Raw genomic sequence first — 24,562 nt, forward strand, 5'->3', positions numbered from 1 at the left:
GTCGTCGACGGCGCCGGTCCGCAACCCCCGGGTCCGCGACTCCGTCGCCGACGAGACCCGGGAGAGGTTCGATGACGTTCACCGACGCAGAGCGTGCGGCGATGCGGCGCGCGCTCGCGCTCGCGGCGACGCCCGGCGTCCCGCTCGGTCCCAACCCGCGCGTCGGCTGCGTGCTGCTCGCCCCTGACGGCGAGGAGGTGGCCGAGGGCTTCCACCGTGGCGCCGGGTCGCCGCACGCCGAGGTCGACGCCCTCCGCGAGGCGGGCGAGGCCGCCCGCGGGACCACCGCCGTCGTCACGCTCGAGCCCTGCAACCACACCGGACGCACCGGTCCGTGCGCCGAGGCCCTGCTCGCCGCCGGCGTACGACGGGTCGTGTTCGCGCAGCCCGACACCAACCCCGCGGCGGCCGGGGGAGCCGAGACCCTCCGCGCCGCGGGCGTCGAGGTCGAGGGCGGGCTGCTCGCCGACGAGGCCCGCGCCCTCAACCGGTCGTGGACGTTCGCGGTCGAGCACGGACGGCCGTTCGTGACCTGGAAGTTCGCGACCACCCTGGACGGCCGCAGCGCCGCCGCCGACGGCACCAGCCGCTGGGTCTCCGGCCGGGCGGCACGACTCGACACCCACCGCCTGCGCGGGCTGTGCGACACCATGCTGGTCGGCACCGGCACCGTCGAGGTCGACGACCCCGCGCTGACGGTGCGCGACGAGACCGACCAGCCGCTGCCACGGCAGCCGCTCCGGGCGGTGATGGGCCTGCGCGACCTCGACCCCGGGCGCCGGGTCCTCGACGGCAGCGCCGAGACCGTGCTGCTGCGCACGCGTGACCCCCACGAGGCGCTCGCCACGCTCTTCGCCCGCGACCGCCAGCACGTCTTCCTCGAGGGCGGACCGACCCTGGCCGCCTCGTTCCTGGCAGCCGGCCTGGTCGACGAGGTCGTGGCGTACGTCGCGCCGATGCTGCTCGGCGCCGGGCGCAGCGCCGTGGGCGACCTCGGCATCACCACCATCGCCGACGCCCGCCACCTGCACCTCGTGTCCGCGGCCGTCGTCGGCTCCGGCGCCGACGCCAACGTCCGCCTCACGCTCAGACCGTCGGTGGAGCCCGACGCGACCACGACCCCGGAGGAGTCCTGATGTTCACCGGCATCGTCGAGGAGCTCGGCACCGTCGAGCACGTCGAGGACCAGGGGGACGCCGTCCGCCTGACCATCGGCGCCTCGCTCGTGCTCACCGACGCCCACCCGGGCGACTCCATCGCCGTCAACGGCTGCTGCCTCACCGTCGTCGAGCACGACGACCGGCAGTGGACCGCCGACGTCATGCAGGAGACGCTCGACAAGACCTCCCTGCGGGGGGTGCGGCCCGGCGACCCGGTCAACCTCGAGCGTGCGGTCACCGCCGACAAGCGGCTGGGCGGGCACATCGTCCAGGGCCACGTCGACGGCGTCGGCACGATCGTGTCCCGCACGCCCAGCGAGCACTGGGAGGTGGTCGAGGTCTCGCTGCCCGCGGGGCTCGACCGCTACCTGGTCGACAAGGGCTCGGTCACGGTGGACGGCGTCAGCCTGACGGTGGTGGAGGCCGGGCGCGACCGCTTCACCGTGAGCCTGATCCCCGAGACCCTGGCCCGCACCACGCTGGGCCGCAAGCAGGCTGGCGACAGCGTCAACCTCGAGGTCGACGTCCTCGCCAAGCACGTGGAGCGGCTGCTCGAGAGCCGCCTGCAGAAGGAGCAGCAGCATGACGCATGAGATCAGGCTCGACCCCGTCGAGCGCGCCATCGCCGACATCGCCGCCGGACGCGCCGTGATCGTCGTCGACGACGAGGAGCGCGAGAACGAGGGCGACATCATCTTCGCGGCGTCCAAGGCGACTCCGGAGCTGATGGCGTTCACGATCCGCCACTCCAGCGGGGTGATCTGCGTGCCGATGCCGGCCGCGATGCTCGACCGGCTCGAGATCCCGCTGATGACCCCGCACAACAAGGACCGGCTGCGCACGGCCTACACGATCTCCGTGGACGCCCGTGACGGCGTCACGACGGGCATCTCCGCGGCCGACCGCGCCCACACGGTCCGGGTGCTCGCGGACTCGGCCACGGAGCCGTGGGAGGTCACCCGCCCCGGGCACGTGTTCCCGCTGCGCTACCGCGAGGGCGGCGTGCTGGTGCGTCGCGGCCACACCGAGGCCGCGGTCGACCTGGCCCGCCTCGCCGGTCTGACCCCGGCCGGCGTCCTGGTCGAGGTGGTCAACGACGACGGCACCATGAAGCGCGGGCCCGAGCTGCGCGCGTTCGCCGACGAGCACGGTCTGGCGATGATCTCGATCGACGACCTGGTCCGCTACCGCCGGCGCACCGAGACGCTCGTCGAGCGGGTCGCGCAGACCCGGCTGCCCACCCGCCACGGCGACTTCACGGCGTACGGCTACCGGATCACCGTCGACGGCTCCGAGCACATCGCCCTCGTCCACGGCGACGTCACCGGGCCGGAGCCGGTGCTGACGCGTGTGCACTCCGAGTGCCTGACCGGCGACGTGTTCGGCAGCCACCGCTGCGACTGCGGCCCCCAGCTCGACGAGGCGCTCGCGCGCATCGTCGCCGAGGGGCGCGGCGTCGTGGTCTACCTCCGTGGCCACGAGGGCCGGGGGATCGGCCTGGTCGCCAAGCTGCAGGCCTACCAGCTCCAGGACGGCGGCCGCGACACCGTCGACGCCAACCTCGACCTCGGCCTGCCCGCCGACGCCCGCCACTACGGGACGGCGACGCAGGTGCTGCGCGACCTCGGGGTCGGGTCGGTGCGGCTGCTGACCAACAACCCCGACAAGGTGAGGAACCTCGAGGACTTCGGCGTCCCCGTCGCCGAGCGGGTCCCGCTGACCCCCCACCCCAACGACCACAACCTCGCCTACCTGCTGACCAAGCGCGACCGGATGGGGCACGACCTGCCCCACCTCGGGGTCGCCTCGAACGGAGACGTGTGATGAGCGGAGACGGAGCCCCCGACCAGCGCCCGGTCGACTGCCACGACCTGCGGGTCGCGATCGTGGCCGCGTCGTGGCACACCCGGGTCATGGACGGCCTGGTGGCGGGCGCGCAGCGCGCCTGCAAGGACTACAAGGTCGAGGCGCCCGTGCTGGTGCGGGTGCCGGGTGCCTTCGAGCTGCCCGTTGTCGCTGCCGCCCTCGCCGCGCAGTACGACGCGGTGGTCGCGCTCGGAGTGGTGATCCGCGGCGGCACCCCCCACTTCGACTACGTCTGCAACGCCGCCACCGACGGCCTGACCCGCGTCGCGCTCGACGCCCAGGTGCCCGTCGGCTTCGGCCTGCTCACCTGCGACGACGAGCAGCAGGCCCTTGATCGCGCCGGCCTCGACAGCTCGCGCGAGGACAAGGGCTACGAGGCCGCGTCGGCCGCCCTGGTCACGGCACAGACGCTGCGCGGGGTCCGCCGCGGCTACCCGTAGGCTGGATCTCCGTGAAGACGTTCGAGGGGCTCTGGGCGGAGCTGAGCGAGAAGGCCCGCACCCGGCCCGAGGGGTCCGGCACCGTCGCGCAGCTCGACGCCGGCGTGCACGCCATCGGCAAGAAGCTCGTCGAGGAGGCCGCCGAGTCGTGGATGGCCGCCGAGCACGAGGGCCGCGAGCGCGCCGCCGAGGAGATCAGCCAGCTGATCTACCACGCCCAGGTGCTGATGCTCGCCACCGGACTCGACCTCGACGACGTCTACGCCCACCTCTGACACCCCGCCGCCAGGAAGCACCCGATGACCACCTCCCCGGACGACCGCCCGCTGCGGATCGCCGTCCCCAACAAGGGCTCGCTGTCGCAGGCGGCCGCCGAGATGCTCCGCGAGTCCGGCTACCGCCAGCGTCAGGACTCCAAGGAGCTCGCGCTCGTCGACGCCGAGAACGGCGTGGAGTTCTTCTACCTCCGCCCGCGCGACATAGCGCTGTACGTCGGGGAGGGGACGCTCGACGTCGGCGTCACCGGCCGCGACCTGCTGCTCGACTCCGGCGCCAAGGCCGACGAGGTGCTGGCGCTCGGCTTCGGCCGCAGCCGCTTCCACTTCGCCGGCCCGCGCGGCCGCTACGACGCCCTCGGCGACCTGGCCGGCCTCCGCATCGCCACGTCGTACGTCGGGGTGGTGCGGCGGTTCCTGGAGGAGCACGGCATCGAGGCCCAGGTCGTCCGGCTCGACGGCGCGGTGGAGACGAGCATCCAGCTCGGCGTGGCCGACGTGATCGCCGACGTCGTGGAGACCGGCAGCACGCTGCGGGCCGCCGGCCTCGAAGTGTTCGGCGAGGTGATCCTCGAGTCCGAGGCCGTGCTGATCACCCGGGGCGGCGAGCGGCCGCGCGGGCTCGAGGTCTTCCAGCGCCGGCTCGAGGGCGTCCTCGTGGCCCGCAGCTACGTGATGATGGACTACGACATCGCCGAGGAGCAGGTGGCCGCTGCCGTTTCCCTGACGCCCGGCATCGAGGGCCCGACGATCGCGCCGCTGCGGCGCGACGGCTGGGTCGCCGTCCGCGCGATGGTGCCGCGAGCCGGCTCGCAGCGCTTGATGGACGACCTCTACGACCTCGGTGCCCGGGGCATCCTGGTGACCGACATCCATGCCTGCCGCCTCTGACCCGCCCGCCGTGGACCTCCCGCACACCTGGCGCCCGCTCGGCGTCCGGCTGGCCGGAGCGGTCTTCGGCGCCGCCCTGTTCGCCGTGTGCGCGTTCGCCTGGTTCGGCTTCGACGCCGACGTCAGGGCACGGTTCAACCCCCTCGAGCTGATCACGATCGTCGGGCTGGGCGCGATGTTCTACGCCGCCGGCTTCGCCCTGGCCCGCTCCCGCGTGGTCGCCACGGCCGAGCGGCTGGTCGTGGTCAACGGCTACCGGCGCCGTGAGTACGAGTGGGCCGAGGTCGTCGCGATCAGCCTCCCCCCGGGTGCCCCGTGGGCGGTGCTCGACCTCGCCGACGGCACCAGCGCCTCGGCGATGGGCATCCAGGGCTCCGACGGCACCCGCGCCCGCACCCAGGTGCGCGAGCTCCGGGCGGTCCTCGCCCGGGCTACGTCTGGTCCGGCGAACTCCGGCTAGCTCCCGCGCGGTGGCAGCGCCCGCACGCCCCACTGCACCGTGAACGTCGCGCCGGGATCGATGACGACCAGGTCGTCACCGGTGCGCAGGGCGTCGCCCGGCGCCGTCATCGGCTCGACGGCCACGTGGTGCCGTGCCCGCTCGCCGTGGTCGTCGGCGGTGAAGACCTGCAGCCACCGGTGGTGCTCGTCGACCCAGAGCGCCACACCCGCCCCCGTCGAGGGGTCGCGCAGCTCGGCCGTCGCCCGGCCGTGCCCGTCGCGGACGAGGTCGGTGAAGGCGTCGTCGAGCGCCAGGTCACCGATCACCCGCCCCGCGGTCAGGTCGTACGCCGTGCCCGCGACCGGCTCGCGCCCCACCGGGATCATCCGGTCGTCGAGCAGTGCGCGGGTACGGGCCGGCAGGCGCAGCGACAGCCGGTCGACCAGGCCGTCGCCGACGCGGAAGTAGGGGTGCGCCCCCGCGGCGTACGGCGCGGGGGCGGCCGACCGGTTGGTCGCCGCCAGGGTCGTGGTGAGGCCATCGGTGCCCAGCGCGTAGGTGACCGCCAGGTCGAGCATCCACGGGTAGCCGCGCTGGGCGGGCAGCCGGTGGTGCAGCGTGACCGACGCCGGGCCGCGGGCGCCGGGCCACCACGAGCCCCAGCGGACCAGCCCGTGCATGGCGTTGGCCCGGTCGGGCTCGCTCAGCGCGAGCTGGTGGTCGCGGCCGCCGAACGACCAGCGGCCGTCGCGCACCCGGTTGGGCCACGGCACCAGCAGCTGTCCGCGCGCCTTGCCGGGCAGCTCGTCCTCGCCGAACCCGTCGACCAGCGGCTGGCCTTCGTGGGTCAGGGAGCGCAGGGTGGCGCCGGTCTCGGTGACCACGGCGGCGTATGCGCCGTGGGCGATGCGGTGCTGGGCCCCGGTCGGCGGCAGGGGAGCGGGGGCCGCGCCGTCGAGGCGGAGGTCGGCCCGCTCGCGGGTGCCCTCGGCGCCGAAGTGGGCCTCCTCGGCCGCGGCCCAGGCCTCCCAGTGCGGTGCGAAGGCCTCGCCGTCGCGCTCGAGCCCGCGCCGCATCCGCGCCTCGTGCGGCGCGTCCACCCACACCAGCACGGTCGCCAGGTCGGCGACCGACCCGCTGCCGGCGCCGACGCCCTCGAGGACCAGCAGGTCCGTCGGTGCCACCTCGACGGTCTCGGCGAAGCGGCCGGCGTGCCAGTCCCACCGGCGGTAGCTGCCCGGCCGTCCCGCCGCCAGGGGACGCAGCAGACCGTCGAGCTGGTCGGCCACGCCCGGCAGGCCGTCCCAACCGGCGTAGAGGTCGTCCATGTGGACCACGACCGCGCGGGGGTCGAGCAGCGCGAGCGCGGAGGCGAGCGTGGTCTTGCCCGAGCCCGCCGGGCCGTCCACGCAGACCAGACGCCCGCGCCCGAGCGTCGGGGGACGGGCGTGGGCCAGCTCCAGCACCTGCGCAGCGACGTCCGGTCCGGTCATCAGAACGACCGGCCGCAGCCGCGGTAGGTGGGCACGGTGGCGGTCACGGCCTCGCCGGAGACGAGGTGGACCTCGGTGCCGTGCTCGAACAGCTCGCCCGACTTCGCGTGGCGGAACCACACGGTGTCGCCGATGCGCAGCCGGGCGGCGCCGGGGCCGGTGAGCGGCGTCTGCACCTCGCCGGCGCCCTCGAGCCCGGTCAGGTGCAGCCCGGAGGGCGCCCACGGGCTCGGCAGCCGGTCCTTGCCCGCGGCACCCGAGGCCACGAAGCCGCCGCCGTGCACGGTCGCCACCTGCGGCGAGGGACGTCGGACGACACGCAGGCCGAAGAAGGCTGCGGGCCGGGGACGGAACGACTGGTAGTGGTCGAACAGTGTCGGCACCAGCAGCCCGGAGCCGGCCGCGACCTCCGTCACGGCCGGGTCGAGCGTGGTGGTCTCGACCGAGCCGCTGCCGCCGGCGTTCCAGAACTCGAGGTCGACGAGCCCGCCGATCGCCGCGGCGATCTCGGCCCGCCGCGTCTCCAGCTGGGTGATGGAGGCCGACTTGAGCCGCCGCACCAGCATGGACCGGGCGCGCCGGCTCGGGACCTCGTCGGGCACTCCCGCGATCTGGCCCTCGTAGGTCATGATCCCGACCAGCCGGAAGCCCGGACGACGGAGCACCTCGCGGGCCAGGTCGACGACGGCCCCGGGGTCGTAGAGCGGCGAGCGCTTGGGCCCGACGTGCTGCCCGCCGACCCGCAGCCCCGCGTCGACGTCGATCGCGACCCGGAACGGCGCAGCGGGGGACGGGCACGCGGCCGCGACGAGGTCGAGGTGCGCGACGTCGTCGACCATCAGCGTGACGGCGCCGGCCGCGGCCGCGGACGAGCCGAGCGCGGCGACCGCCGGGCGGTCCACGGTCGGGTAGGCGACGACCAGGTCGTCGCTCACGCCCTCCTCGTGCAGCCACAGGGCCTCGCGGAGCGTGAAGGCGAGGATGCCGGAGAAGCCGTCGTGCTCCAGCGCACGGCGGAGCAGCGCCGGAACGCGGACGGACTTCGACGCGAGCCGGAGCGGCTTGCCCGCCGCCCGTCGTACGAGGTCGTCGGCGTTGGTGTCGAAGGCGTCGAGGTCGACGACGAGCACGGGCGTCGGCGGCGGTTCGGGGAGGGTGGCGACGGCCGCGTCGAGCCGGGCCCCCAGCGCGTCGCGGGGGAGGTCCGCCGGCGGCATCAGGAGATGCCCCGCTTGCGCAGGAGCGCCTCGATCTCGGCCATCTCGGGGTCGACCGCCGGCTCCGCGCGTGCGTCACGGCCGCGGCCGACGGCCGGCGTGCTGCCGGCGCCGCCCACCTGCTGCGTCCCGGAGGCGGCGGCGAGCTGGCGGTCACGCACGATCCCGCCGACCACGAGCAGCACGATGCCGAGCCCGCCGAGACCGAGGCCGAGCCACACCGCCGGGCTGAGCACGAGGTGCGTGGCCCAGTCGGTGACGGCACTGCCGATGTCGGTGACGAGCTCGAGCGTGCCGGTCAGCCACAGGGAGACCGGCAGCAGGGTGAGCCCCGCGCCGCGCAGACCGGCCCCGAGGCCACGGCGGCGGTAGGCGAACCAGGTCCAGATGCCGCCCAGCAGGGTCAGCGTCCAGGCCAGGGCCGCCCAGGTGACGTCGTCCACACCCCCAGCGTCGCACACCGTCAGCAGGGGCCGGTGCTCCGGCGGACTGGTGTCCGGGGCGAGAATCGAGCCGTGGAACCACGCCAGCCCGCCCCCGACCCGCGCTTCGAGGGGTCGCGGATCCCCGACCCGGGCTTCCCGGGCGACACCGGCGCTGCGGACCCCGCCCTGGCCGCGGTGCTCGCCGCCTGGGAGCGCGGGGAGGCGTCGTACGCCGACGCGCTGGCGGCGCTGCGCGACGCCCGCCTGCTCGTCCCCGTCGTCGCCGTGGCCGACGAGGTCGAGGTCGACGAGGCGGGGCTCGCGCACGACAAGTCCAGTGACATGGCCACCGTGCTCCTCACGGGCCGCGACGGGCGCACCGCGCTGCTGGGGTTCACCGGCACCGGGCCGCTGCAGGCGTGGCAGGCCGACGCCCGGCCGGTGCCGGTGACCGCCCCGACGGCCGCCCTGGCCGCCGTCCAGGACGGCGCCGACGCCCTCGTGGTGGACCTCGCCGGTCCGGTGCGGTTCGTGGTCGAGGGCGACGACCTGACTGCGCTCGCGGCCGGCTGGCAGCCGGCCCGGGTGGGCGATCGCGCCGTCTGGATTCGACCGGCGGGGGAATGAGCGGCTAGCATCGCTCGTTGACCGATCAGTCCGGCCGTTCGCGACCGGGCAGATCCACAAGCGGAGGTCAGCAGCACACGCCTCCCACCCGCACCGGCCGCAGCAGGTCGTCGGGTCCGGTCCCGGACCACGGTCCGCCCCCGGGCGTCCCGCGGCACCGGTGGCACGTCCCCCCGGGGGAGACGTGTCGCGACTGGCTTCCGCTTGAGCACCAGCGGGAGCCGTTCTCCATTTCGGGGGCAGTCTCCCGGCCCACGAACACACTGGAGGACACATCAGCACCGAGCTGCGCATCAACGAGCGGATCCGGGTTCCCGAGGTCCGTCTCGTCGGTCCCAACGGCGAGACCGTCGGCATCGTGCCGACCGACCAGGCACTCAAGCTCGCCCAGGAGGCGGACCTCGACCTCGTCGAGGTGGCGCCGACCGCACGACCCCCCGTCTGCAAGCTCATGGACTACGGGAAGTTCAAGTACGAGAACGCCCAGAAGGCCCGTGAGGCGCGGCGGAACCAGACCAACGTGATCATCAAGGAGATGAAGCTCCGCCCGAAGATCGACCAGCACGACTACGAGACCAAGAAGGGTCACGTCGTGCGGTTCCTCCGGGCCGGGGACAAGGTGAAGATCACGATCATGTTCCGCGGTCGCGAGCAGCACCGCCCCGAGCTCGGGTTCCGGCTGCTGCAGAAGCTGGCCGAGGACGTCCAGGAGCTCGGCTTCGTGGAGTCGGCGCCCAAGCAGGACGGCCGCAACATGATCATGGTCCTCGGCCCGCACAAGAAGAAGGCGGAGGCCAAGGTCGAGATGGCCGCCGAGAAGGAGACCCGGATGGCCGCCCGCGCGGCTGCCGAGGCCGAGGAGCGCGAGGAGCGCGTCGCCCACAACGCCGGCCACGCCGTCGCGCAGAAGAAGGAGCGGGGTCGCTCCGAGAACCTCGACCCCGAGATCGACGCCTGACCCAGACCACCCGGCCAGCCTGCCGGTCGAGCCCCGCGCGCCCCGTCGCGCCGGGCAGCAACGAAGGAGAGACACCAGACATGCCCAAGAACAAGCCCCACTCGGGTGCCGGCAAGCGCTTCCGCGTGACCGGTTCGGGCAAGATCCGCCGCCAGAAGACGGGTCTGCGCCACAAGCTCGAGAAGAAGCCCTCGAAGGTGACCCGCCGGATGTCCGGCACCACCGAGGTGGCCAAGGCCGACGTCAAGCGGGCCAAGAAGCTGCTGGGTCGCTGAGAGCGCCTCGCGCCCGGCCACCACATCCCCCGAACCCAGACTGAGCAAGGAGCACCACAGACATGGCACGCGTCAAGCGGGCAGTGAACGCCCAGAAGAAGCGCCGGGTCACCCTCGAGCGCGCCAGCGGCTACCGCGGGCAGCGCTCGCGCCTGTACCGCAAGGCCAAGGAGCAGGTCACCCACTCCCTGGTCTACAGCTACAACGACCGCCGCAAGAACAAGGGCAACTTCCGCCGCCTGTGGATCCAGCGGATCAACGCCGCGGCCCGCGCCCAGGGCATGACCTACAACCGGTTCATCCAGGGCCTGAACCTCGCCGGTGTCGAGGTCGACCGCAAGATCCTCGCCGACCTGGCCGTCAACGACATCGCGGCGTTCAACACGCTCGTCGAGACCGCCAAGGCCGCGCTCCCCGACGACGTCAACGCGCCGAAGGCCGAGGCCTCCGCCTGACCGGCACCCCCCTCGTCGCGGGCAACGCTCGCGTCAAGGACACCCGGAAGCTCAGCCGCCGCTCGGTCCGCACCGAGCGGCGGCTCTTCCTTGCCGACGGCCCGAAGGCCGTCGCCGAGGCCCTCGCGCTCCCGGGGTGCGTCGTCGAGGTTTTCGCGACGCCGCAGGCCACCGAGCAGCACGCCGGCCTGGTCGACGGTGCGCCGGTGTGGACCCTCGTCGACGACCGGGCGCTCGCCTCGCTGAGCGACAGCGTGACGCCGGCCGGGGTCGTGGCCGTGTGCCGGCACCTCGACGTACCGCTCGAGGAGGCCTTGTCGGGTACGCCGCGCCTCGTCGCGGTCTGCGCCGACGTGCGCGACCCCGGCAACGCCGGCACGGTGCTGCGCACCGCGGACGCCGCCGGTGCCGACGCCGTGGTGCTGGCGGGCAGCAGCGTCGACGCCTACAACCCCAAGACCGTGCGCGCCACGGTCGGCAGCCTGTTCCACCTCCCGGTCGCCCTCGCGCCCGACCCGGACGCGGCCGTCGCGGCGGCCCGGGGCGCGGGGCTGCAGGTCCTGGCCGCGGACGGCGACGGCGAGGTCGACCTGTTCGCCGCCGACGACCTGCTCGCCCGGCCGACCGCGTGGCTCCTCGGGAACGAGGCGCACGGCCTGCCCGCCGACCTCGCCGCGTCCGCCGACCACCGGGTGCGGATCCCGATCCGCGGCCGCGCCGAGAGCCTCAACCTCGCGACCGCCGCCGCGGTCTGCCTCTACGCCTCGGCCCGCGCCCAGCGCGTGTCCTAGAGTGCCGACGTGCCGCAGTCGCAGCCGAGCAGCCTGCAGTTCTTCGCAGACGCCTACCCCGACGGCGCCGTCGGGGCCGATGTCACCGGGAAGGTGACCGTCCTCAACGCCACCGCGGCGCGGATGCTCCAGGTCGTCGTCGACGACGCGCTGGGGCGCCCCCTGGCCGACGTGCTGCGGCTCCAGGACACCAACGGCCGCACCTGGCTGGAGGCCAACCGCCCGTTCGAGTCGATCAACATCCGCACCGGCGTCCCGGAGCAGAGCTGGCTGCTCCCCGACGGCAGCGAGGTGCTGGTGACGGCCCGCCTGGTGCGGGGCCAGCCGCTCGGGCCGCTGCTCGGTGTGGGCATCGGCCTGCGCTCGGGCCGTGGTCGCGCGCGGCTCGACCGCGAGCGCTCCGACCTCGTCGCCACGGTGGCCCACGAGCTGCGCTCGCCGCTCACCGGCGTCAAGGGCTTCGTCCAGGCGATGCTCAACCGCTGGGACCGGCTCAACGACGACCAGAAGAAGCTGATGCTCACCACGGTGCACGCCGACTCCGAGCGGCTCAGCCGGCTGATCGCGGAGCTGCTCGACGTGGCGCGTCTCGACACCGGGCGGCTGTCGCTCTACCCCCGGGCCTGCGACCTGACCCTGCTCGTGACCCGCGTGGTGGAGTCGGTGCGAGCCGGCACGGCGCGCCCGATCGTGCTCGTGGCGACGCCGGACCTGCCGGCCGTCACCGTCGACCCCGACAAGTTCACCCAGGTCGTCACCAACCTGGTCGAGAACGGTGTGCGCCACGGCGAGGGGACCGTCACGGTCACCACCGAGGCCCTGGCCGACGGCACCGGCGTGCGCGTCGTCGTCGAGGACGAGGGGTCGGGCATCGCGCCCGAGATGCGGCGCCGCGTGTTCACGAAGTTCTGGCGCAGCGGCGTGCGCGGTGGCTCCGGGCTCGGCCTCTACCTGGTCAACGGGCTGGTCAAGGCGCACGGGGGCGTGGTCACCATCGCGGACAGCGCGGACGGCGGGGCCCGCGTCGAGACCACCTGGCCCACGGAGGGCCCCCGGCCGCTGGGCCCCTGACCGGCGGGCAAACCCGGTCGCCGCCCTGCTCGGCCCGTCCCTAGACTTGCCGGGTCCCACCACCTGCGCACCACCTGTCCCACCGTCGTCACCACCAGCCGCGGAAGGCGCCATGTCGGGCCCCAACACCGATTACGACCCCGTCGAGGTCACCCCGCTCCAGGCAGAGGAGGTCGCCGCCGCCCGCGACGCCGCCCTCTCCGCGATCGCGGGAGCCCCCGACCTGGCCGCGCTCAAGGAGGTGCGGATCGCCCACGCGGGCGACCGGTCGCCCCTCGCGCTCGCCAACCGCGAGATCGGTGCCCTGCCGCCCCAGGCGCGCAAGGAGGCCGGTCAGCGCGTCGGCCAGGCGCGGGGCGCCGTCAACCAGGCGCTCGCCGAGCGGCAGGTCGTGCTCGAGGCCGAGCGCGAGGAGCGGATGCTGGTCGAGGAGACCGTCGACGTCACGCTGCCCACCGACCGCGTGCCCGCCGGGTCACGGCACCCGGTGACCACGGGCTCCGAGCTGATCGCGGACATCTTCGTGGCGATGGGCTGGGAGGTCGCCGAGGGTCCGGTGCTCGAGGCCGAGTGGCTCAACTTCGACGCGCTCAACCTCGGCCCCGACCACCCGGCGCGCACCATGCAGGACACGTTCTGGACCGAGCCGGCCGACCACGGCCTGGTGCTGCGCACGCACACCTCGCCGGTGCAGGCCCGCACCATGCTCACCCGCACGCCGCCGATCTACGTCGTGTGCCCGGGCCGGGTCTTCCGCACCGACGAGTACGACGCCACCCACAGCCCCGTGTTCCACCAGGTGGAGGGCCTCGTCGTCGACGAGGGCATCACCATGGCCCACCTCAAGGGCACGCTCGACCACTTCGCCACCGCGATGTTCGGCGAGGGCATCACCACGCGCTTCCGCCCGTCGTACTTCCCCTTCACCGAGCCCAGCGCCGAGGTCGACCTGGTCTGCTTCGTCTGCCGGGGTGTCGACTCCGAAGCCTGCCGCACCTGTCGCGGCGAGGGGTGGATCGAGTGGGGCGGCTGCGGCATCGTCAACCCGCGCGTGCTCGTCGCCTGCGGCGTCTACACGGAGCGGTTCACCGGCTTCGCCTTCGGGATGGGCATCGACCGCACCCTGATGTTCCGCCACGGCGTGGAGGACCTCCGCGCGCTCTTCGAGGGGGACGTCCGGTTCTCCAGCGCCTTCGGAACGGAGCTCTGAACCGTGCGCGCACCCGTGTCCTGGATCCGCGAGCTCGTCGACCTCCCCGACGAGGTGACGACCGAGCAGCTGGCCCACCGGCTCACCGACCTCGGCCTCAAGCTGGAGGCGATCCACCGCTCCGGCGCCGAGATCTCCGGCCCGCTGGTGGTCGGCCGCGTGCTGACGATGGAGTCCGAGCCGCAGAAGAACGGCAAGACCATCAACTGGTGCACCGTCGACGTCGGCGACGCCAACGGCTCGGGCGACCCGCAGGGCATCGTCTGCGGCGCCCACAACTTCGCGCCCGGCGACCTCGTCGTGGTCGTGCTGCCCGGCGGCGTGCTGCCCGGCGGCTTCGAGATCTCGGCGCGCAAGACCTACGGCCACGTCTCCGCCGGCATGATCTGCTCGGCCCGCGAGCTCGACCTCGGCGAGGACCACGACGGCATCATCGTGCTGCCCTCCGACGCCGGTGAGCCCGGCGACGACGCCCGCCCGGTGCTCGGCCTCGACGAGGAGGTCATCGAGTTCGAGATCAACCCCGACCGGGCCTACGCCCTGTCGCTGCGCGGCATCGCCCGCGAGGCGGCCCTGGCGTACGACGCGCCCTACCGCGACCCCGCGTGGCGGGCGACCCCCTCGGCGAACGCCGACGGCTACCCCGTGGAGGTGGAGGACCCCGCCGGGTGCCCCGTGTTCGTGGCTCGCACGGTGAGCGGCCTGGACCCGGCGGCGTCGACGCCGGACTGGATGGCCCGCAGGATCACCCAGGCCGGCATGCGCCCGATCTCGCTCGCCGTCGACGTCACCAACTACGTGATGCTCGAGCTCGGCCGGCCGATCCACGGCTACGACGCCGACAAGCTCCAGGGCACGATCCGCGTACGCCGCGCCCGTGAGGGCGAGCGGCTGACCACCCTCGACGGCGTCGACCGCGAGCTGTCGCCCGAGGACCTCGTCGTCACCGACGACTCCGGCATCATCGGGCTCGGCGGTGTGATGGGCGGCGAGACGACCGAGATGTCCGCGACCACCACCGGGGTGGTCATCGAGTCGGCGCACTGGGACGCCGTCGCGATGTTCCGCACCGGCAAGCGGCACCGGCTCACCTCGGAGGCTGGCAAGCGCAACGAGCGCGGCGTCGACCCGACGATCTGCGGGGCGGCCGCGGACCGGGTGGCCGAGCTGCTCGCCGCGCACGGCGGCGGCACCATCGAGCCGGGCGTGACCGTGGTCGGCAGGCCACCCGAGCCGGTCACGATCGACATGCCCGCCGATCTGCCGGCGCGGATCACCGGCATCGACATCGACCCCCTGACCGCCGTGGTCGACCTCGGGGAGATCGGCTGCACGGTGCACAAGGAGGGCGACGTCATCACCGCCACGGTGCCGCCGTGGCGTCCCGACCTGACCGACCCCTTCGACCTCGTCGAGGAGGTCGCCCGGATCGTCGGCTACTCCGAGGTGCCCTCGGTGCTGCCGCCGGCGCCCCCCGGGCGCGGCCTGACCCGTGAGCAGCGCCTGCGCCGCCGGGTGGGCCGCACGCTCGCCGGTGCCGGCTGTGTCGAGGTGGTGAGCTTCCCGTTCGTGGGCGACGCCGCGTTCGACGCGCTCGAGCTGCCGGGCGACGACGCCCGCCGCCACGCGGTGCGCCTGGCCAACCCGCTCTCGGCCGAGGAGCCGTCGTACACCACCACGCTGCTGCCGGGCCTGTTCCGCCAGGCCGCGCGCAACCTCGGTCGTGGGGTCGACGGGGTGTCGCTGTTCGAGACCGGGACCGTCGCCTTTCCGGTCGACCGCGGACCGGCCCCGATCTACGGCGTGGACTGGCGGCCGAGCGACGACGAGCTGGCCAAGCTGCTGGCCGCCATCCCCGAGCAGCCCCTCCACCTCGCGGTGGTGCTCGCCGGCGAGCGCGAGCGCGGTGGCTGGTGGGGCGAGGGTCGCGAGGCCGGCTGGGCCGACGCGATCGGCATCGTGCGCCGTCTCGCCGACGAGCTCGGCGTGGAGGTGCAGGTCGCGGCCACCACCCGCGCGCCGTGGCACCCCGGGCGCTGCGCGCTCGTCTCGGTCGCGGGAGCGGCGGGGGAGGAGCTCGGCCACGCGGGCGAGCTGCACCCCCGCGTCTGCCGGGCGTTCGGGCTGCCCCAGCGGGCGGCGGCGGTCGAGATCGACCTCGACGTGCTGCTGCGGCACGCCGTCGACGTCCGTCCCGGACCCGACTTCTCGACGTTCCCCGTCGCCAAGGAGGACGTCGCGCTCGTCGTCGACGCCTCCGTGACCGCGGCCGCCGTCGAGGCGGCGCTGCGCGAGGGCGCCGGCGGGCTGCTGGAGTCGATCCGGCTCTTCGACGTCTACACCGGGGAGCAGGTCGGCGCCGGCAAGAAGTCCCTCGCCTTCCGTCTGCGGTTCCGGGCTCCCGACCGCACGCTCACCGAGGCCGAGACGGGCGCGGCGCGCGACGCCGCCGTGGCCCGCGCGGCGGAGGTCACCGGCGCAGTGCAGCGGTCGTAGCCCGGTGCTGCGGCTGCTCGACCGGGTGGCCTGGGACGACACGCCGCTCCCGGGAGGGCGCAGCCACGCGCTGCTCGCCGCCCTGGTCGCGGCCGAGGGACGACCGGTCCCCGAGGAGCGCCTCGTCGACGCCGTCTGGGGTGACGAGCCACCTGCCAACCCGGCCAAGGCGCTGCAGGTCGTGGTCTCCCGGGCCCGGGCGCAGACGGCTCCCGCTGTCGTCGAGCGCGCGGGAGTCGGCTACCGCCTCGGGCTCCCTGCCGACGAGGTCGACGTCCTGCTCCTCCTCGAGGCCGTACGACGCGCTGTGCGGGCCGAGGCCGCCGGCGAGGGGGTCGGGGCCCGCGACGCCGCCCGCGAGGGCCTGGCGCTCCCTTCCCCGGCTCCTGACGGCCCACCCCCGCTCGCCGACCTGCGCGCCCGGGCCGCCGGCGCCCGCGACCGGCTGTCGCTGGTGCTGGGGCGGTCGCTGAGCACCCTCGGCGAGCACGCCGAGGCGCTGCCGCTGCTCGAGGCCGCGGACGACGCGGTGGTCGACGACGCCACCCTGGCCTGCCTGCTGCGCAGCGAGACCGCGGTCCGGGGCGCTCCGGCCGCCCTGCTGCGCTACGAGCGGCACCGCACCGTGCTCCGCGACCGGCTCGGGGTCGACCCGGGGCCGGCGCTCCAGGCGGTGCACGCCGAGCTGCTGGCGGCCGACCGCCCGGTGCGCTCGGGACTGCTGCACGACGCCTCGACCCTCGTCGGGCGTGACGCGGACCTCCGAGCGCTGCGGGCACTGGTGCGGCAGTCGCGGGTCACCTCGATCGTGGGGGCCGGCGGCCTCGGCAAGACGCGGCTGGCCCACGTGCTCGGCCACGAGGCCGAGCAGCCGGTGGTGCACTTCGTCGAGCTCGTCGGCGTCGCGGCCGGCGACGACGTGGTCGACGAGGTCGGCTCGTCGCTCGGCGTGCGCGACTCGGTCGCCGGTCGGCGGGTGCTGACGCCCGACCAGCGGCGCGACGTCCGCGCCCGGATCGCCCAGGCGCTCGACACCGCGCCGACGCTGCTGATCCTCGACAACTGCGAGCACGTCGTGGAGGCGGTGGCCGACCTGGTGGCGTTCCTCGTGGCCTCCGCGCCCCGGCTCCGGGTCGTGACCACGACCCGGGCGCCGCTGGCCATCGCCGCCGAGCGGGTCTACCTGCTCGACCAGCTCGCGGACGACGACGCGGTGCGGCTCTTCGGCGAGCGCGCCCGCGCCGCGCGCCCCGACGTACGCCTCGACGACGAGGTGGTGCGCCGGCTCGTGCAACGCCTCGACGGGCTCCCGCTGGCCATCGAGCTGGCCGCCGCCAAGGTGCGGGTGATGTCCGTCGACGACGTCCACCGCCGGCTCGACGACCGGTTCGCCCTGCTGCGCGGGGGCGACCGCAGCGCGCCCGACCGCCACCAGACCCTGCTGGCGGTCATCGACTGGTCGTGGAACCTCCTCTCGGAGCCCGAGCGCCGCGCGCTGCGGTGGTTCTCGGTCTTCCACGACGGCTTCACGCTCGCCGGCGCGGCGGCCGTGGTCGGGCACGACCCGCTCGCCGAGGTCGAGCACCTCGTCGACCAGTCGCTCCTCACGGTGGTCGACGCGTCCGTCGGGGTGCGCTACCGGATGCTCGAGACCGTCCGCGAGTTCGGCCGGATGCAGCTGGTGGGTGCCGGCGAGGACACCGCCGCGCGCGACGCCCAGGTCGCCTGGGCCACCGGGTTGGCGCGCGACCTGGGGCAGCAGCTCTGGTCGGCCGGGCAGGTTGCCGCGGTGCAGGGCCTGCTGGCGGAGGAGAACAACCTCGCCGACTGCCTGCGCGAGGCGATGGCCCGCCGCGACGGCGCGACCATCTGCGTGCTGGTGGCTGCGCTGGGCGGCTTCTGGACCGTCAAGGGTGAGAACCCCCGCGTGATCGCGCTGGCCGGCGCGGTCGAGGACGCCCTGGCCGGGTGGGAGCCCGGACCGGAGGAGGTCGACGCCGCGGTCGAGGCCGCCTCGGTGCTGGTGATGAACACCTGGGTCGGCGGGCTCGGCGAGGCGCGCGTGGCCGCGGCCCTGATGGCCGAGCACGGCCCGGCGGCCACCGACCCCCGCATCCGGGCCGCGGTCGCGGTGCTCGACAGCCAGGACCCCGGCGACGCCGCCCGCACGATCGAGCGGCTCTCCGAGATCGGTAGCGGTTCGGACCGGCTGGCGGCGGTGCAGGCGCTCATGTGGGCCTCCCACCACCGCGAGAACGTCGGCGACGCCGAGGCGGCGGTGCTCGACGCCACCCGCGCCCTCGAGCTCACCCGGCCGGAGGACGGGCCTTGGATGGGGGCCGTGCTCAACACCGAGCTGGCCGTCCTGCACGCCCAGCTCGGGCGGATCGAGGAGTCCCGGCGGCACGCACTCGCCGCGCTCCCGGTGCTCGACGCGCTCGAGGCCAACGACGACAGCATCCAGACCCGGTCGCTCCTCGCCCTGACGGCGATGACCCGCGGTGACCTCGACGTCGCCGAGCGCTACGTCGAGGAGATGGGGAGGCTGCAGGAGCAGCGGACCGCGTTCGCCGGCGCGTTCGAGCACACGATCGCCCGGGCCGAGCTGGCGCTGGCCCGCCACCGGGTGGAGGAGGGGCTGGTGCTCTACCGGCAGGCGGTGCGCGAGCTGGGCGACCTGCACTTCCCGGGCCTCGGGCTGCAGAGCGGGCTCGAGCCGTGGATCGTGTTCGCCGAGGGCTCCGGGGCCACGGCGTACGCCGTGCACGGCACCGACGACGCCGGCCGCGACCTGCAGGAGAGCCTGTCCGCCAAGCTGCCGCGCCTGCTCGACCCCGGCGTCCCGCACCTCGACTACCCGGTGGCCGGGCTCGCGCTGCACGCGCTCGGCGCCTGGGGCGTGCTGCGCGGCACCTGCCCGCCCGAGGACGCCGTGCTCCTGCTGGCGCTCGCCGAGCGGTTCGCCTACCCCCGCTACGTGCCCACGCTCGCGCCGGGGCTGACCGAGCAGGCCGCGCAGGACGCCGCGCCCGGGCTGCTCGACCGGCTCCGTGACGAGCTGTCGACGCGCCGCGCCCCGGACCTCCTGCCGGAGGCCCGGGGCGTCGCCGAGCGGCAGGCCGCCGGCTACATCTTCCGGGCGTAGGAGCGCACCGCCAGCGGCGCGAAGACCGCGACGACGAGCGCGCATCCCACCAGCGCCCAGAGCACGTGCACGGTCAGCTCGCCCTCGTTCATCAGGTCGCGCACAGCGGTGATCACGAGCGAGACGGGGTTCACCTTGACGAAGGCCCCCAGCCAGCCCGGCAGCGTCTCCACCGGCACGAACGCGTTGGAGAGGAACGTCAGCGGGAACATGATCATCATCGAGATGCCCTGCACCGCCTGGGCGCTGCGGGCGACGGTGCCGAGCCAGGTGAAGATCCAGGCCAGCGACCAGCCGGCGACGACCGTGATCGCCAGGCCGCCGAGCACCCCGGCGACGCCGCCGCCCGGGCGGTAGCCCATCGCCAGCCCGGTGAGCAGCGTGAGGGTGGCAGCGGTCGCGTAGCGCACGAGGTCCGCCAGCGCGGGCCCGGCCAGGGGTGCGATCCGGGCGATCGGCAGCGACTTGAACCGGTCGAAGACCCCCTTGTCCATGTCGTCGCGCAGCTGGATGCCGGTGGCCATGCAGGCCGTGAGGGCGGTCTGGCCGAGGATGCCGGTGATCAGGATCGGCAGGTAGGACTCCACGCTGCCCGAGATCGCGCCGCCGAAGATGTAGGCGAACATCGCCGTGAACAGCAGCGGCTGGAGCGTCACGTCGAACCACTGCTCGGGGTTGCGGCGCATCTTCTTCAGCGCCCGCCAGGCCATGGTCACGGTCTGGTCGGCGGTCTCGGCGAGCGTCGGGCGCGGCGACACCGTCGGCACGCTGCGGTCGGCAACGAGGGTGCTCATCGGGTCATCTCCAGGGTGAGGCCGGTGTCGGCGGGTGCGGGCTCGTCGTCGGTGCCGTGGCCGGTGAGCGCCAGGAAGACCTCGTCGAGCGTCGGCTTCTGCACCGAGGCCGACGAGATCGACAGCCCCGCCTGGCGCAGTGCGATCAGCACCTCGGCGGCGGCGTTCGCGTCGGTGAGGGCGACGGTGAGGCCCCCGGACTCCGGCGTCGGCACCGGCTCCTCGACCAGCACGCGCCGCACGACGTCAGCGGCGCGACGGGTGTCCGCCGGGTCGCTGAGGCGCAGGTGGAGGGTCGAGCTGCCGACCGAGGTCTTCAGCTCGTCCGGCGTGCCCTCGGCGACCTTGCGCCCGCGGTCGATCACCGCGATCCGCCCGGCGAGCTGGTCGGCCTCGTCGAGGTACTGCGTGGTCAGCAGCACCGTCGACCCGTCGCGCACCAGGTCGCGGATGGTCTCCCACATCTGGCCGCGGGTGCGCGGGTCGAGCCCGGTGGTCGGCTCGTCGAGGAAGATCAGCGGCGGCCGGGAGATCAGGCTGGACGCGAGGTCGAGCCGCCGGCGCATCCCGCCGGAGAACTGCGAGATGTGCTTGTCGGCGGCGTCCTCGAGCCCGAACCGCTCCAGCAGCTCGTACGCCGTGCGGCGGGCCTCGGGGGCACGCAGTCCCAGCAGGCGGCCGAACAGCCAGAGGTTCTCGTAGCCGGTGAGGTTCTCGTCGACCGAGGCGTACTGCCCGGTCACGCCGACGAGCCGCCGCACGGCGTGCGGCTCGGCGCGGACGTCGGTGCCGAAGATGCAGGCCTCGCCGCCGTCCATGGGCAGAAGGGTCGCCAGCATCTTGAGCATCGTGGTCTTGCCGGCGCCGTTGGGGCCGAGCACCCCGAAGACCTCGCCCCGGTGCACCTCGAGGTCGATGCCGTCGACGGCACGCTGGGTCCCGAAGGTCTTGACGAGGCCCTCGGCGGCGACGGCGAGCTCGCCGGGCCCGGTGGCGGGCGTGGAACGTGTCATGGGAGCAGCATGGACGCGGGCGGTTTCACGCCGCCTTCAGCCGGGTTTCAGTTGATCGGGTGGTTCACCGCGCTGCGGAAGGCGCCGTAGGTCGCCGGGTCGCCGCTGACCGTGACCTCGGCGTCGTCGCCGCGCCGCCAGAGCCAGGTCACCAGCGCGGCTGCCGGACCGCTGACCACCACGGCGGGGTCGGTGCCGGGGTCGGGCACGGCGTGCACGTCCACGTCGTCGTAGACCTGGCCGTCGCGCGGGTCGGTGCCGGCGAACCGTCCGAGCACCACCCAGACGGAGTCGCCCGTGTCGGTGCAGTCGATGCGCACGTGCTGGTCGCCGGGGGTGAACGAGCCCCACGACGGCTCGCCGCCGAACATCACGTCGAGGCACTCGAGCACGCCGTCCGCCGCGAGGTCGGCGGGCAGCGGGGTCACCGCGCCCGCCGCCTGCTCGGCGTCGAGCCGGTGGACCATCGCCTCGTGGGCCTGCCGGCGCAGCACGAAGGCGACCGTGTGGTCCTGCGACCAGGTCCAGCACGCGTCGCCCGGGTCGGCGCCGGCGAGCTCCTCGGCCAGGGCGGCCGACCACTCGTCGTACGCCGCGAGCAGGCCGTCGTGGGTCGCCGGACGGTCGGGGCCCTCGGCGTCCTCGTCGGCGTCGGCCGGCCGGGTGCGGACGGTGGTCCCCCAGAACCACTGCACCTCCGCGAGGTGCCACAGCAGGTCGGCGGCGTCCCACTCGGGGCACCCGGGCACGCGCGCAGCGGGGTCGCACCCTGCCAGCACGTCGCGGAAGCGGGCGGACTCACGGCGCAGGTGGTCGAGGTAGCTCGCCGGGGAGAGCAGCGGTGTCATGGGACCGAACCTAGACGCCCCTGCGGACGGCCTGCATCCGGCTTTCGGACTGGTTTCACATGTCCATGCATTGACATGTATGGTCATGCGTCATGACGACGCGGATCGCGGTGGCCGGGGCCAGCGGCTACGCCGGGGGAGAGCTGCTCCGGCTGCTGCTCGGCCACCCGCAGGTGGAGATCGGTACCCTCACCGGCCACTCGAATGCGGGCGAGCGGCTGGGGGGCCTGCAGCCGCACCTCCTGCCGCTCGCCGACCGCGTGCTCGAGCCGACGACCGCCGAGGCGCTGGCCGGGCATGACGTGGTCTTCCTGGCCCTGCCGCACGGGCAGAGCGGGGCGCTCGCCGCCGCCCTCGGCGGCGACGTCGTGGTCGTCGACTGCGGCGCGGACCACCGGTTGGAGGACCCCGCGGCGTGGGAGGCCTTCTACGGCGGTGACCACCACGGGGCCTGGCCCTACGGCCTCCCGGAGCTGCCGGGCCAGCGCGCCCGGCTGGCGGGCGCCACCCGGGTCGCCGTCCCCGGCTGCTACCCGACCGTCTCGAGCCTGGCCCTGGTGCCGGCGCTGGCCGCCGGGCTGGTCGCGCCCGACGTGGTCGTGGTCGCGGCGTCCGGCACCAGCGGTGCCGGCAAGGCCGCCAAGCCGCACCTGCTCGGGTCCGAGGTCTTGGGCAACGCCAGCGCCTACGGCGTGGGCGGCGTGCACCGGCACACCCCCGAGATCGTGCAGAACCTCACACGGGTGGCCGGGGCCCCGGTCGGTGTGAGCTTCACGCCCGTGCTGGTGCCGATGTCGCGGGGGATCCTCGCCACCTGCTCGGCCCCCCTCGCGGGTGAGGTGGGTGCGGCCGACGCCCGCGCGGCGTACCAGAAGGCCTACGACGACGAGCCCTTCGTGCACCTGCTGCCCGAGGGCCAGTGGCCCCAGACCCAGTCGGTCACCGGGTCGAACGCGGTGCACCTCCAGGTCACCGTCGACGCGGCGGCCGGCCGCCTGGTCGCGGTCGGCGCCGTCGACAACCTGGCCAAGGGCACCGCCGGTGCCGCCGTGCAGTCCATGAACCTCGCCCTCGGCCTCGACGAGACCCTGGGCCTGACCACCGTGGGAGTCGCCCCGTGAAGCTCAACCGCTACCCCGAGACCCTCGCCGTGGTCCGCCTCGGTCCCGGCAGCGAGGTGCCGTCGTGGGCCGAGTCGTCGTCGATCTTCTCGGTCACGGCGACCGCGACCGAGACCTCGGTCGTCTGTGCCGCCCGCAACGTGCCGGGCAAGGCGCGGGCGCAGAAGCCGTTCACGGCGTTCGAGGTGGAGGGTCCGCTCGACTTCGCGCTCACCGGCGTGCTCAGCACCCTGCTGGCGCCCCTCGCCGAGGCCGAGATCAGCGTCTTCACGCTCTCGACGTTCGACACCGACTGGATCCTCGTCCCCGTGGACGCCGCCGACCGGGCGGCCGAGGTCTGGCGCGAGGCAGGTCACGAGGTCGAGGCCGCCGTCCCCGCCACCCCGGGGCGCACGACGTGAGCGTCACCGCCCCCCGGGGCTTCCGGGCCGCCGGCGTCGCCGCGGGGCTGAAGTCCACCGGCGCGCGCGACGTCGCGCTCGTCGTCAACGACGGCCCGACCCACGACTCCGCCTCGGTGTTCACCAGCAACCGCTGCCAGGCCAACCCCGTGCTCTGGAGCCGTGAGGTGGTCAGGGACGGCACCGTCCGCGCGGTGGTGCTCAACTCCGGCGGCGCCAACTGCTACACCGGGCCCGAGGGCTTCCAGACCACGCACGCGACCGCCGAGCGGGTGGCCGAGCACCTCGGGATCGGCGCGATCGACGTCGTCGTGTGCAGCACCGGCCTGATCGGGCTCCAGAACGACCGCGCCGACCTCCTCGCGGGCGTCGACGCCGCCCACGCCGCGCTCGCGGCCGACGGTGGCCCCGACGCGGCCGCGGCGATCATGACCACCGACTCCGTCAGCAAGCAGGTCGTGGTCGAGGGCGCGGGCTGGAGCATCGGCGGCATGGCCAAGGGAGCGGGCATGCTCGCCCCGCAGCTCGCCACGATGCTCGTCGTCCTCACCACCGACGCCGTGGTCCCCGCCGCCGACCTCGACACCGCGCTGCGCGCGGCGACCCGGGTGAGCTTCGACCGGCTCGACTCCGACGGCTGCATGTCCACCAACGACACGGTGACCGTGCTCGCCAGCGGCGCCTCCGGCATCACCCCGCCGCTCGAGGACTTCACGGAGGCGCTGACGCAGGCCTGCACCGACCTCGCCGTGCAGCTGCTCCAGGACGCGGAGGGCGCGGACCACGAGATCGCGATCACCGTGCTCAACGCCGCGAGCGAGGACGACGCCGTCGAGGTCGGCCGCAGCATCGCGCGCAGCAACCTGTTCAAGGCCGCGGTCTTCGGCAAGGACCCCAACTGGGGCCGGGTCCTGGCCAGCATCGGCACCACGTCGGCGGCCTTCGACCCGGCCGACCTCGACGTCGCGATGAACGGCGTGTGGGTCTGCCGGCGCTCCACGCCCGACGAGGACCCCGCCGGCGTCGACCTCTCCGGACGCGAGGTCACGGTCACCGTCGACCTCAAGGCCGGCGACGAGCGGGCCACCGTCTGGACCAACGACCTGACTCACGCCTACGTCCACGAGAACAGCGCCTACTCCTCCTGA

25 protein-coding genes are annotated in these 24,562 nt (G+C 74.3%); 19 read left to right on the forward strand and 6 right to left on the reverse strand.

From position 1 onward, the window contains the following. Positions 1 to 71 precede the first annotated feature (71 nt). The 7 genes from ribD to ACFPGP_RS23680 are packed head-to-tail and all read left to right on the forward strand — an operon-like array spanning position 72 to position 5,092. Positions 72 to 1,136 (forward strand): bifunctional diaminohydroxyphosphoribosylaminopyrimidine deaminase/5-amino-6-(5-phosphoribosylamino)uracil reductase RibD, encoded by a 1,065-nt coding sequence (gene ribD, locus ACFPGP_RS23650; protein WP_378594017.1) that lies wholly within the window; start codon positions 72 to 74, stop codon positions 1,134 to 1,136. Then, on the forward strand, positions 1,136 to 1,753 hold the full coding sequence (locus ACFPGP_RS23655; RefSeq protein WP_378594018.1) for a riboflavin synthase: 618 nt from the start codon (positions 1,136 to 1,138) through the stop codon (positions 1,751 to 1,753). The genes ribD and ACFPGP_RS23655 overlap by 1 nt, the downstream gene beginning before the upstream one ends. After that, positions 1,743 to 2,984 (forward strand): bifunctional 3,4-dihydroxy-2-butanone-4-phosphate synthase/GTP cyclohydrolase II, encoded by a 1,242-nt coding sequence (locus ACFPGP_RS23660; protein WP_378594019.1) that lies wholly within the window; start codon positions 1,743 to 1,745, stop codon positions 2,982 to 2,984. Before ACFPGP_RS23655 ends, ACFPGP_RS23660 begins: the two co-directional genes overlap by 11 nt. Then, complete coding sequence (ribH, locus tag ACFPGP_RS23665) at positions 2,984 to 3,466, forward strand: 6,7-dimethyl-8-ribityllumazine synthase (protein ID WP_378594020.1); 483 nt, start codon at positions 2,984 to 2,986, stop codon at positions 3,464 to 3,466. The genes ACFPGP_RS23660 and ribH overlap by 1 nt, the downstream gene beginning before the upstream one ends. An 11-nt stretch (positions 3,467 to 3,477) precedes the next feature. Further along, entirely contained in the window at positions 3,478 to 3,741 is a 264-nt protein-coding gene (locus ACFPGP_RS23670) for a phosphoribosyl-ATP diphosphatase (RefSeq protein WP_378594021.1), read from the forward strand. Positions 3,742 to 3,765: 24 nt separating this feature from the next. Further along, entirely contained in the window at positions 3,766 to 4,632 is an 867-nt protein-coding gene (gene hisG, locus ACFPGP_RS23675; RefSeq protein WP_378594022.1) for an ATP phosphoribosyltransferase, read from the forward strand. Next, positions 4,616 to 5,092 carry a PH domain-containing protein gene (locus ACFPGP_RS23680; protein WP_378594023.1) on the forward strand — a complete coding sequence of 159 codons (477 nt, stop codon included), beginning with the start codon at positions 4,616 to 4,618 and terminating at the stop codon, positions 5,090 to 5,092. The genes hisG and ACFPGP_RS23680 overlap by 17 nt, the downstream gene beginning before the upstream one ends. Here ACFPGP_RS23680 and ACFPGP_RS23685 read toward each other — a convergent pair. From ACFPGP_RS23685 to ACFPGP_RS23695, 3 genes are read right to left on the reverse strand one after another with little or no spacing between them, the layout of a single operon-like run. After that, on the reverse strand, positions 5,089 to 6,567 hold the full coding sequence (locus ACFPGP_RS23685) for an aldose epimerase family protein (protein ID WP_378594024.1): 1,479 nt from the start codon (positions 6,565 to 6,567) through the stop codon (positions 5,089 to 5,091). The genes ACFPGP_RS23680 and ACFPGP_RS23685 overlap by 4 nt on opposite strands. Further along, a complete protein-coding gene (locus tag ACFPGP_RS23690; protein WP_378594025.1) occupies positions 6,567 to 7,784 on the reverse strand; it encodes an amino acid deaminase/aldolase in 1,218 nt (405 codons plus the stop codon). Before ACFPGP_RS23690 ends, ACFPGP_RS23685 begins: the two co-directional genes overlap by 1 nt. Beyond that, a complete protein-coding gene (locus ACFPGP_RS23695; protein WP_378594026.1) occupies positions 7,784 to 8,227 on the reverse strand; it encodes a hypothetical protein in 444 nt (147 codons plus the stop codon). The genes ACFPGP_RS23690 and ACFPGP_RS23695 overlap by 1 nt, the downstream gene beginning before the upstream one ends. Before the next feature lie 72 nt (positions 8,228 to 8,299). On the opposite strand from ACFPGP_RS23695, the gene ACFPGP_RS23700 reads away from it, so the two are divergent. The 9 genes from ACFPGP_RS23700 (at position 8,300) to ACFPGP_RS23740 (ending at position 19,237) form a co-directional block, all read left to right on the forward strand. Next, on the forward strand, positions 8,300 to 8,836 hold the full coding sequence (locus tag ACFPGP_RS23700) for an SseB family protein (protein WP_378594027.1): 537 nt from the start codon (positions 8,300 to 8,302) through the stop codon (positions 8,834 to 8,836). 274 nt (positions 8,837 to 9,110) lie between these two features. Then, positions 9,111 to 9,794, forward strand: coding sequence for a translation initiation factor IF-3 (infC, locus tag ACFPGP_RS23705; protein ID WP_378594051.1), 684 nt, complete (start codon positions 9,111 to 9,113; stop codon positions 9,792 to 9,794). A gap of 80 nt (positions 9,795 to 9,874) precedes the next feature. Next, positions 9,875 to 10,069 (forward strand): 50S ribosomal protein L35, encoded by a 195-nt coding sequence (rpmI, locus tag ACFPGP_RS23710; protein ID WP_378594028.1) that lies wholly within the window; start codon positions 9,875 to 9,877, stop codon positions 10,067 to 10,069. A 62-nt stretch (positions 10,070 to 10,131) separates the two neighbouring features. After that, entirely contained in the window at positions 10,132 to 10,524 is a 393-nt protein-coding gene (gene rplT, locus ACFPGP_RS23715; RefSeq protein WP_378594029.1) for a 50S ribosomal protein L20, read from the forward strand. Continuing rightward, a complete protein-coding gene (locus ACFPGP_RS23720) occupies positions 10,521 to 11,315 on the forward strand; it encodes a TrmH family RNA methyltransferase (RefSeq protein ID WP_378594052.1) in 795 nt (264 codons plus the stop codon). The genes rplT and ACFPGP_RS23720 overlap by 4 nt, the downstream gene beginning before the upstream one ends. Positions 11,316 to 11,324: 9 nt before the next feature. After that, positions 11,325 to 12,386: a sensor histidine kinase gene (locus tag ACFPGP_RS23725; RefSeq protein WP_378594030.1), complete on the forward strand. Its 1,062-nt coding sequence runs from the start codon at positions 11,325 to 11,327 to the stop codon at positions 12,384 to 12,386. Between the two features lie 112 nt (positions 12,387 to 12,498). Beyond that, positions 12,499 to 13,596, forward strand: a complete 1,098-nt coding sequence (gene pheS, locus ACFPGP_RS23730) for a phenylalanine--tRNA ligase subunit alpha (protein WP_378594031.1) — start codon at positions 12,499 to 12,501, stop codon at positions 13,594 to 13,596. 3 nt (positions 13,597 to 13,599) lie between these two features. Beyond that, positions 13,600 to 16,092 (forward strand): phenylalanine--tRNA ligase subunit beta, encoded by a 2,493-nt coding sequence (gene pheT / locus ACFPGP_RS23735; RefSeq protein WP_378594032.1) that lies wholly within the window; start codon positions 13,600 to 13,602, stop codon positions 16,090 to 16,092. Positions 16,093 to 16,096: 4 nt separating this feature from the next. Then, on the forward strand, positions 16,097 to 19,237 hold the full coding sequence (locus ACFPGP_RS23740) for an AfsR/SARP family transcriptional regulator (RefSeq protein ID WP_378594034.1): 3,141 nt from the start codon (positions 16,097 to 16,099) through the stop codon (positions 19,235 to 19,237). Here ACFPGP_RS23740 and ACFPGP_RS23745 read toward each other — a convergent pair. The 3 genes from ACFPGP_RS23745 to ACFPGP_RS23755 are packed head-to-tail and all read right to left on the reverse strand — an operon-like array spanning position 19,219 to position 21,892. Next, positions 19,219 to 20,031, reverse strand: a complete 813-nt coding sequence (locus ACFPGP_RS23745) for an ABC transporter permease (protein ID WP_378594035.1) — start codon at positions 20,029 to 20,031, stop codon at positions 19,219 to 19,221. The genes ACFPGP_RS23740 and ACFPGP_RS23745 overlap by 19 nt on opposite strands. Continuing rightward, positions 20,028 to 21,044: an ATP-binding cassette domain-containing protein gene (locus ACFPGP_RS23750; RefSeq protein ID WP_378594036.1), complete on the reverse strand. Its 1,017-nt coding sequence runs from the start codon at positions 21,042 to 21,044 to the stop codon at positions 20,028 to 20,030. The genes ACFPGP_RS23745 and ACFPGP_RS23750 overlap by 4 nt, the downstream gene beginning before the upstream one ends. Positions 21,045 to 21,091: 47 nt before the next feature. Further along, the gene (locus ACFPGP_RS23755; protein WP_378594037.1) at positions 21,092 to 21,892 is read right to left on the reverse strand and encodes a maleylpyruvate isomerase family mycothiol-dependent enzyme; all 801 of its coding nucleotides are present in this window, start codon (positions 21,890 to 21,892) and stop codon (positions 21,092 to 21,094) included. 92 nt (positions 21,893 to 21,984) lie between these two features. On the opposite strand from ACFPGP_RS23755, the gene argC reads away from it, so the two are divergent. Genes argC through argJ form a run of 3 tightly spaced genes read left to right on the forward strand, consistent with a single transcriptional unit; the run spans position 21,985 to position 24,562 of the window. After that, the gene (gene argC / locus ACFPGP_RS23760) at positions 21,985 to 23,013 is read left to right on the forward strand and encodes an N-acetyl-gamma-glutamyl-phosphate reductase (protein ID WP_378594038.1); all 1,029 of its coding nucleotides are present in this window, start codon (positions 21,985 to 21,987) and stop codon (positions 23,011 to 23,013) included. Further along, positions 23,010 to 23,414: an ACT domain-containing protein gene (locus ACFPGP_RS23765; protein ID WP_378594039.1), complete on the forward strand. Its 405-nt coding sequence runs from the start codon at positions 23,010 to 23,012 to the stop codon at positions 23,412 to 23,414. The genes argC and ACFPGP_RS23765 overlap by 4 nt, the downstream gene beginning before the upstream one ends. After that, complete coding sequence (gene argJ / locus ACFPGP_RS23770) at positions 23,411 to 24,562, forward strand: bifunctional glutamate N-acetyltransferase/amino-acid acetyltransferase ArgJ (protein ID WP_378594040.1); 1,152 nt, start codon at positions 23,411 to 23,413, stop codon at positions 24,560 to 24,562. The genes ACFPGP_RS23765 and argJ overlap by 4 nt, the downstream gene beginning before the upstream one ends.

Origin of the sequence: Nocardioides taihuensis (genome assembly GCF_042657275.1) — a bacterium.
GTDB lineage: Bacteria > Actinomycetota > Actinomycetes > Propionibacteriales > Nocardioidaceae > Nocardioides > Nocardioides taihuensis.

Coding starts and splice junctions, on each gene's coding strand:
- ACFPGP_RS23745 (WP_378594035.1), bottom strand. CDS start 20,031: ATGAGCACCCTCGTTGCCGACCGCAGCGTGCCGACGGTGTCGCCGCGC.
- argC (WP_378594038.1), top strand. CDS start 21,985: ATGACGACGCGGATCGCGGTGGCCGGGGCCAGCGGCTACGCCGGGGGA.
- ACFPGP_RS23685 (WP_378594024.1), bottom strand. CDS start 6,567: ATGACCGGACCGGACGTCGCTGCGCAGGTGCTGGAGCTGGCCCACGCC.
- rplT (WP_378594029.1), top strand. CDS start 10,132: ATGGCACGCGTCAAGCGGGCAGTGAACGCCCAGAAGAAGCGCCGGGTC.
- pheS (WP_378594031.1), top strand. CDS start 12,499: ATGTCGGGCCCCAACACCGATTACGACCCCGTCGAGGTCACCCCGCTC.
- ACFPGP_RS23755 (WP_378594037.1), bottom strand. CDS start 21,892: ATGACACCGCTGCTCTCCCCGGCGAGCTACCTCGACCACCTGCGCCGT.
- ribD (WP_378594017.1), top strand. CDS start 72: ATGACGTTCACCGACGCAGAGCGTGCGGCGATGCGGCGCGCGCTCGCG.
- ACFPGP_RS23680 (WP_378594023.1), top strand. CDS start 4,616: ATGCCTGCCGCCTCTGACCCGCCCGCCGTGGACCTCCCGCACACCTGG.
- ACFPGP_RS23750 (WP_378594036.1), bottom strand. CDS start 21,044: ATGACACGTTCCACGCCCGCCACCGGGCCCGGCGAGCTCGCCGTCGCC.
- ACFPGP_RS23690 (WP_378594025.1), bottom strand. CDS start 7,784: ATGCCGCCGGCGGACCTCCCCCGCGACGCGCTGGGGGCCCGGCTCGAC.
- ACFPGP_RS23660 (WP_378594019.1), top strand. CDS start 1,743: ATGACGCATGAGATCAGGCTCGACCCCGTCGAGCGCGCCATCGCCGAC.
- ACFPGP_RS23655 (WP_378594018.1), top strand. CDS start 1,136: ATGTTCACCGGCATCGTCGAGGAGCTCGGCACCGTCGAGCACGTCGAG.
- hisG (WP_378594022.1), top strand. CDS start 3,766: ATGACCACCTCCCCGGACGACCGCCCGCTGCGGATCGCCGTCCCCAAC.
- ribH (WP_378594020.1), top strand. CDS start 2,984: ATGAGCGGAGACGGAGCCCCCGACCAGCGCCCGGTCGACTGCCACGAC.
- rpmI (WP_378594028.1), top strand. CDS start 9,875: ATGCCCAAGAACAAGCCCCACTCGGGTGCCGGCAAGCGCTTCCGCGTG.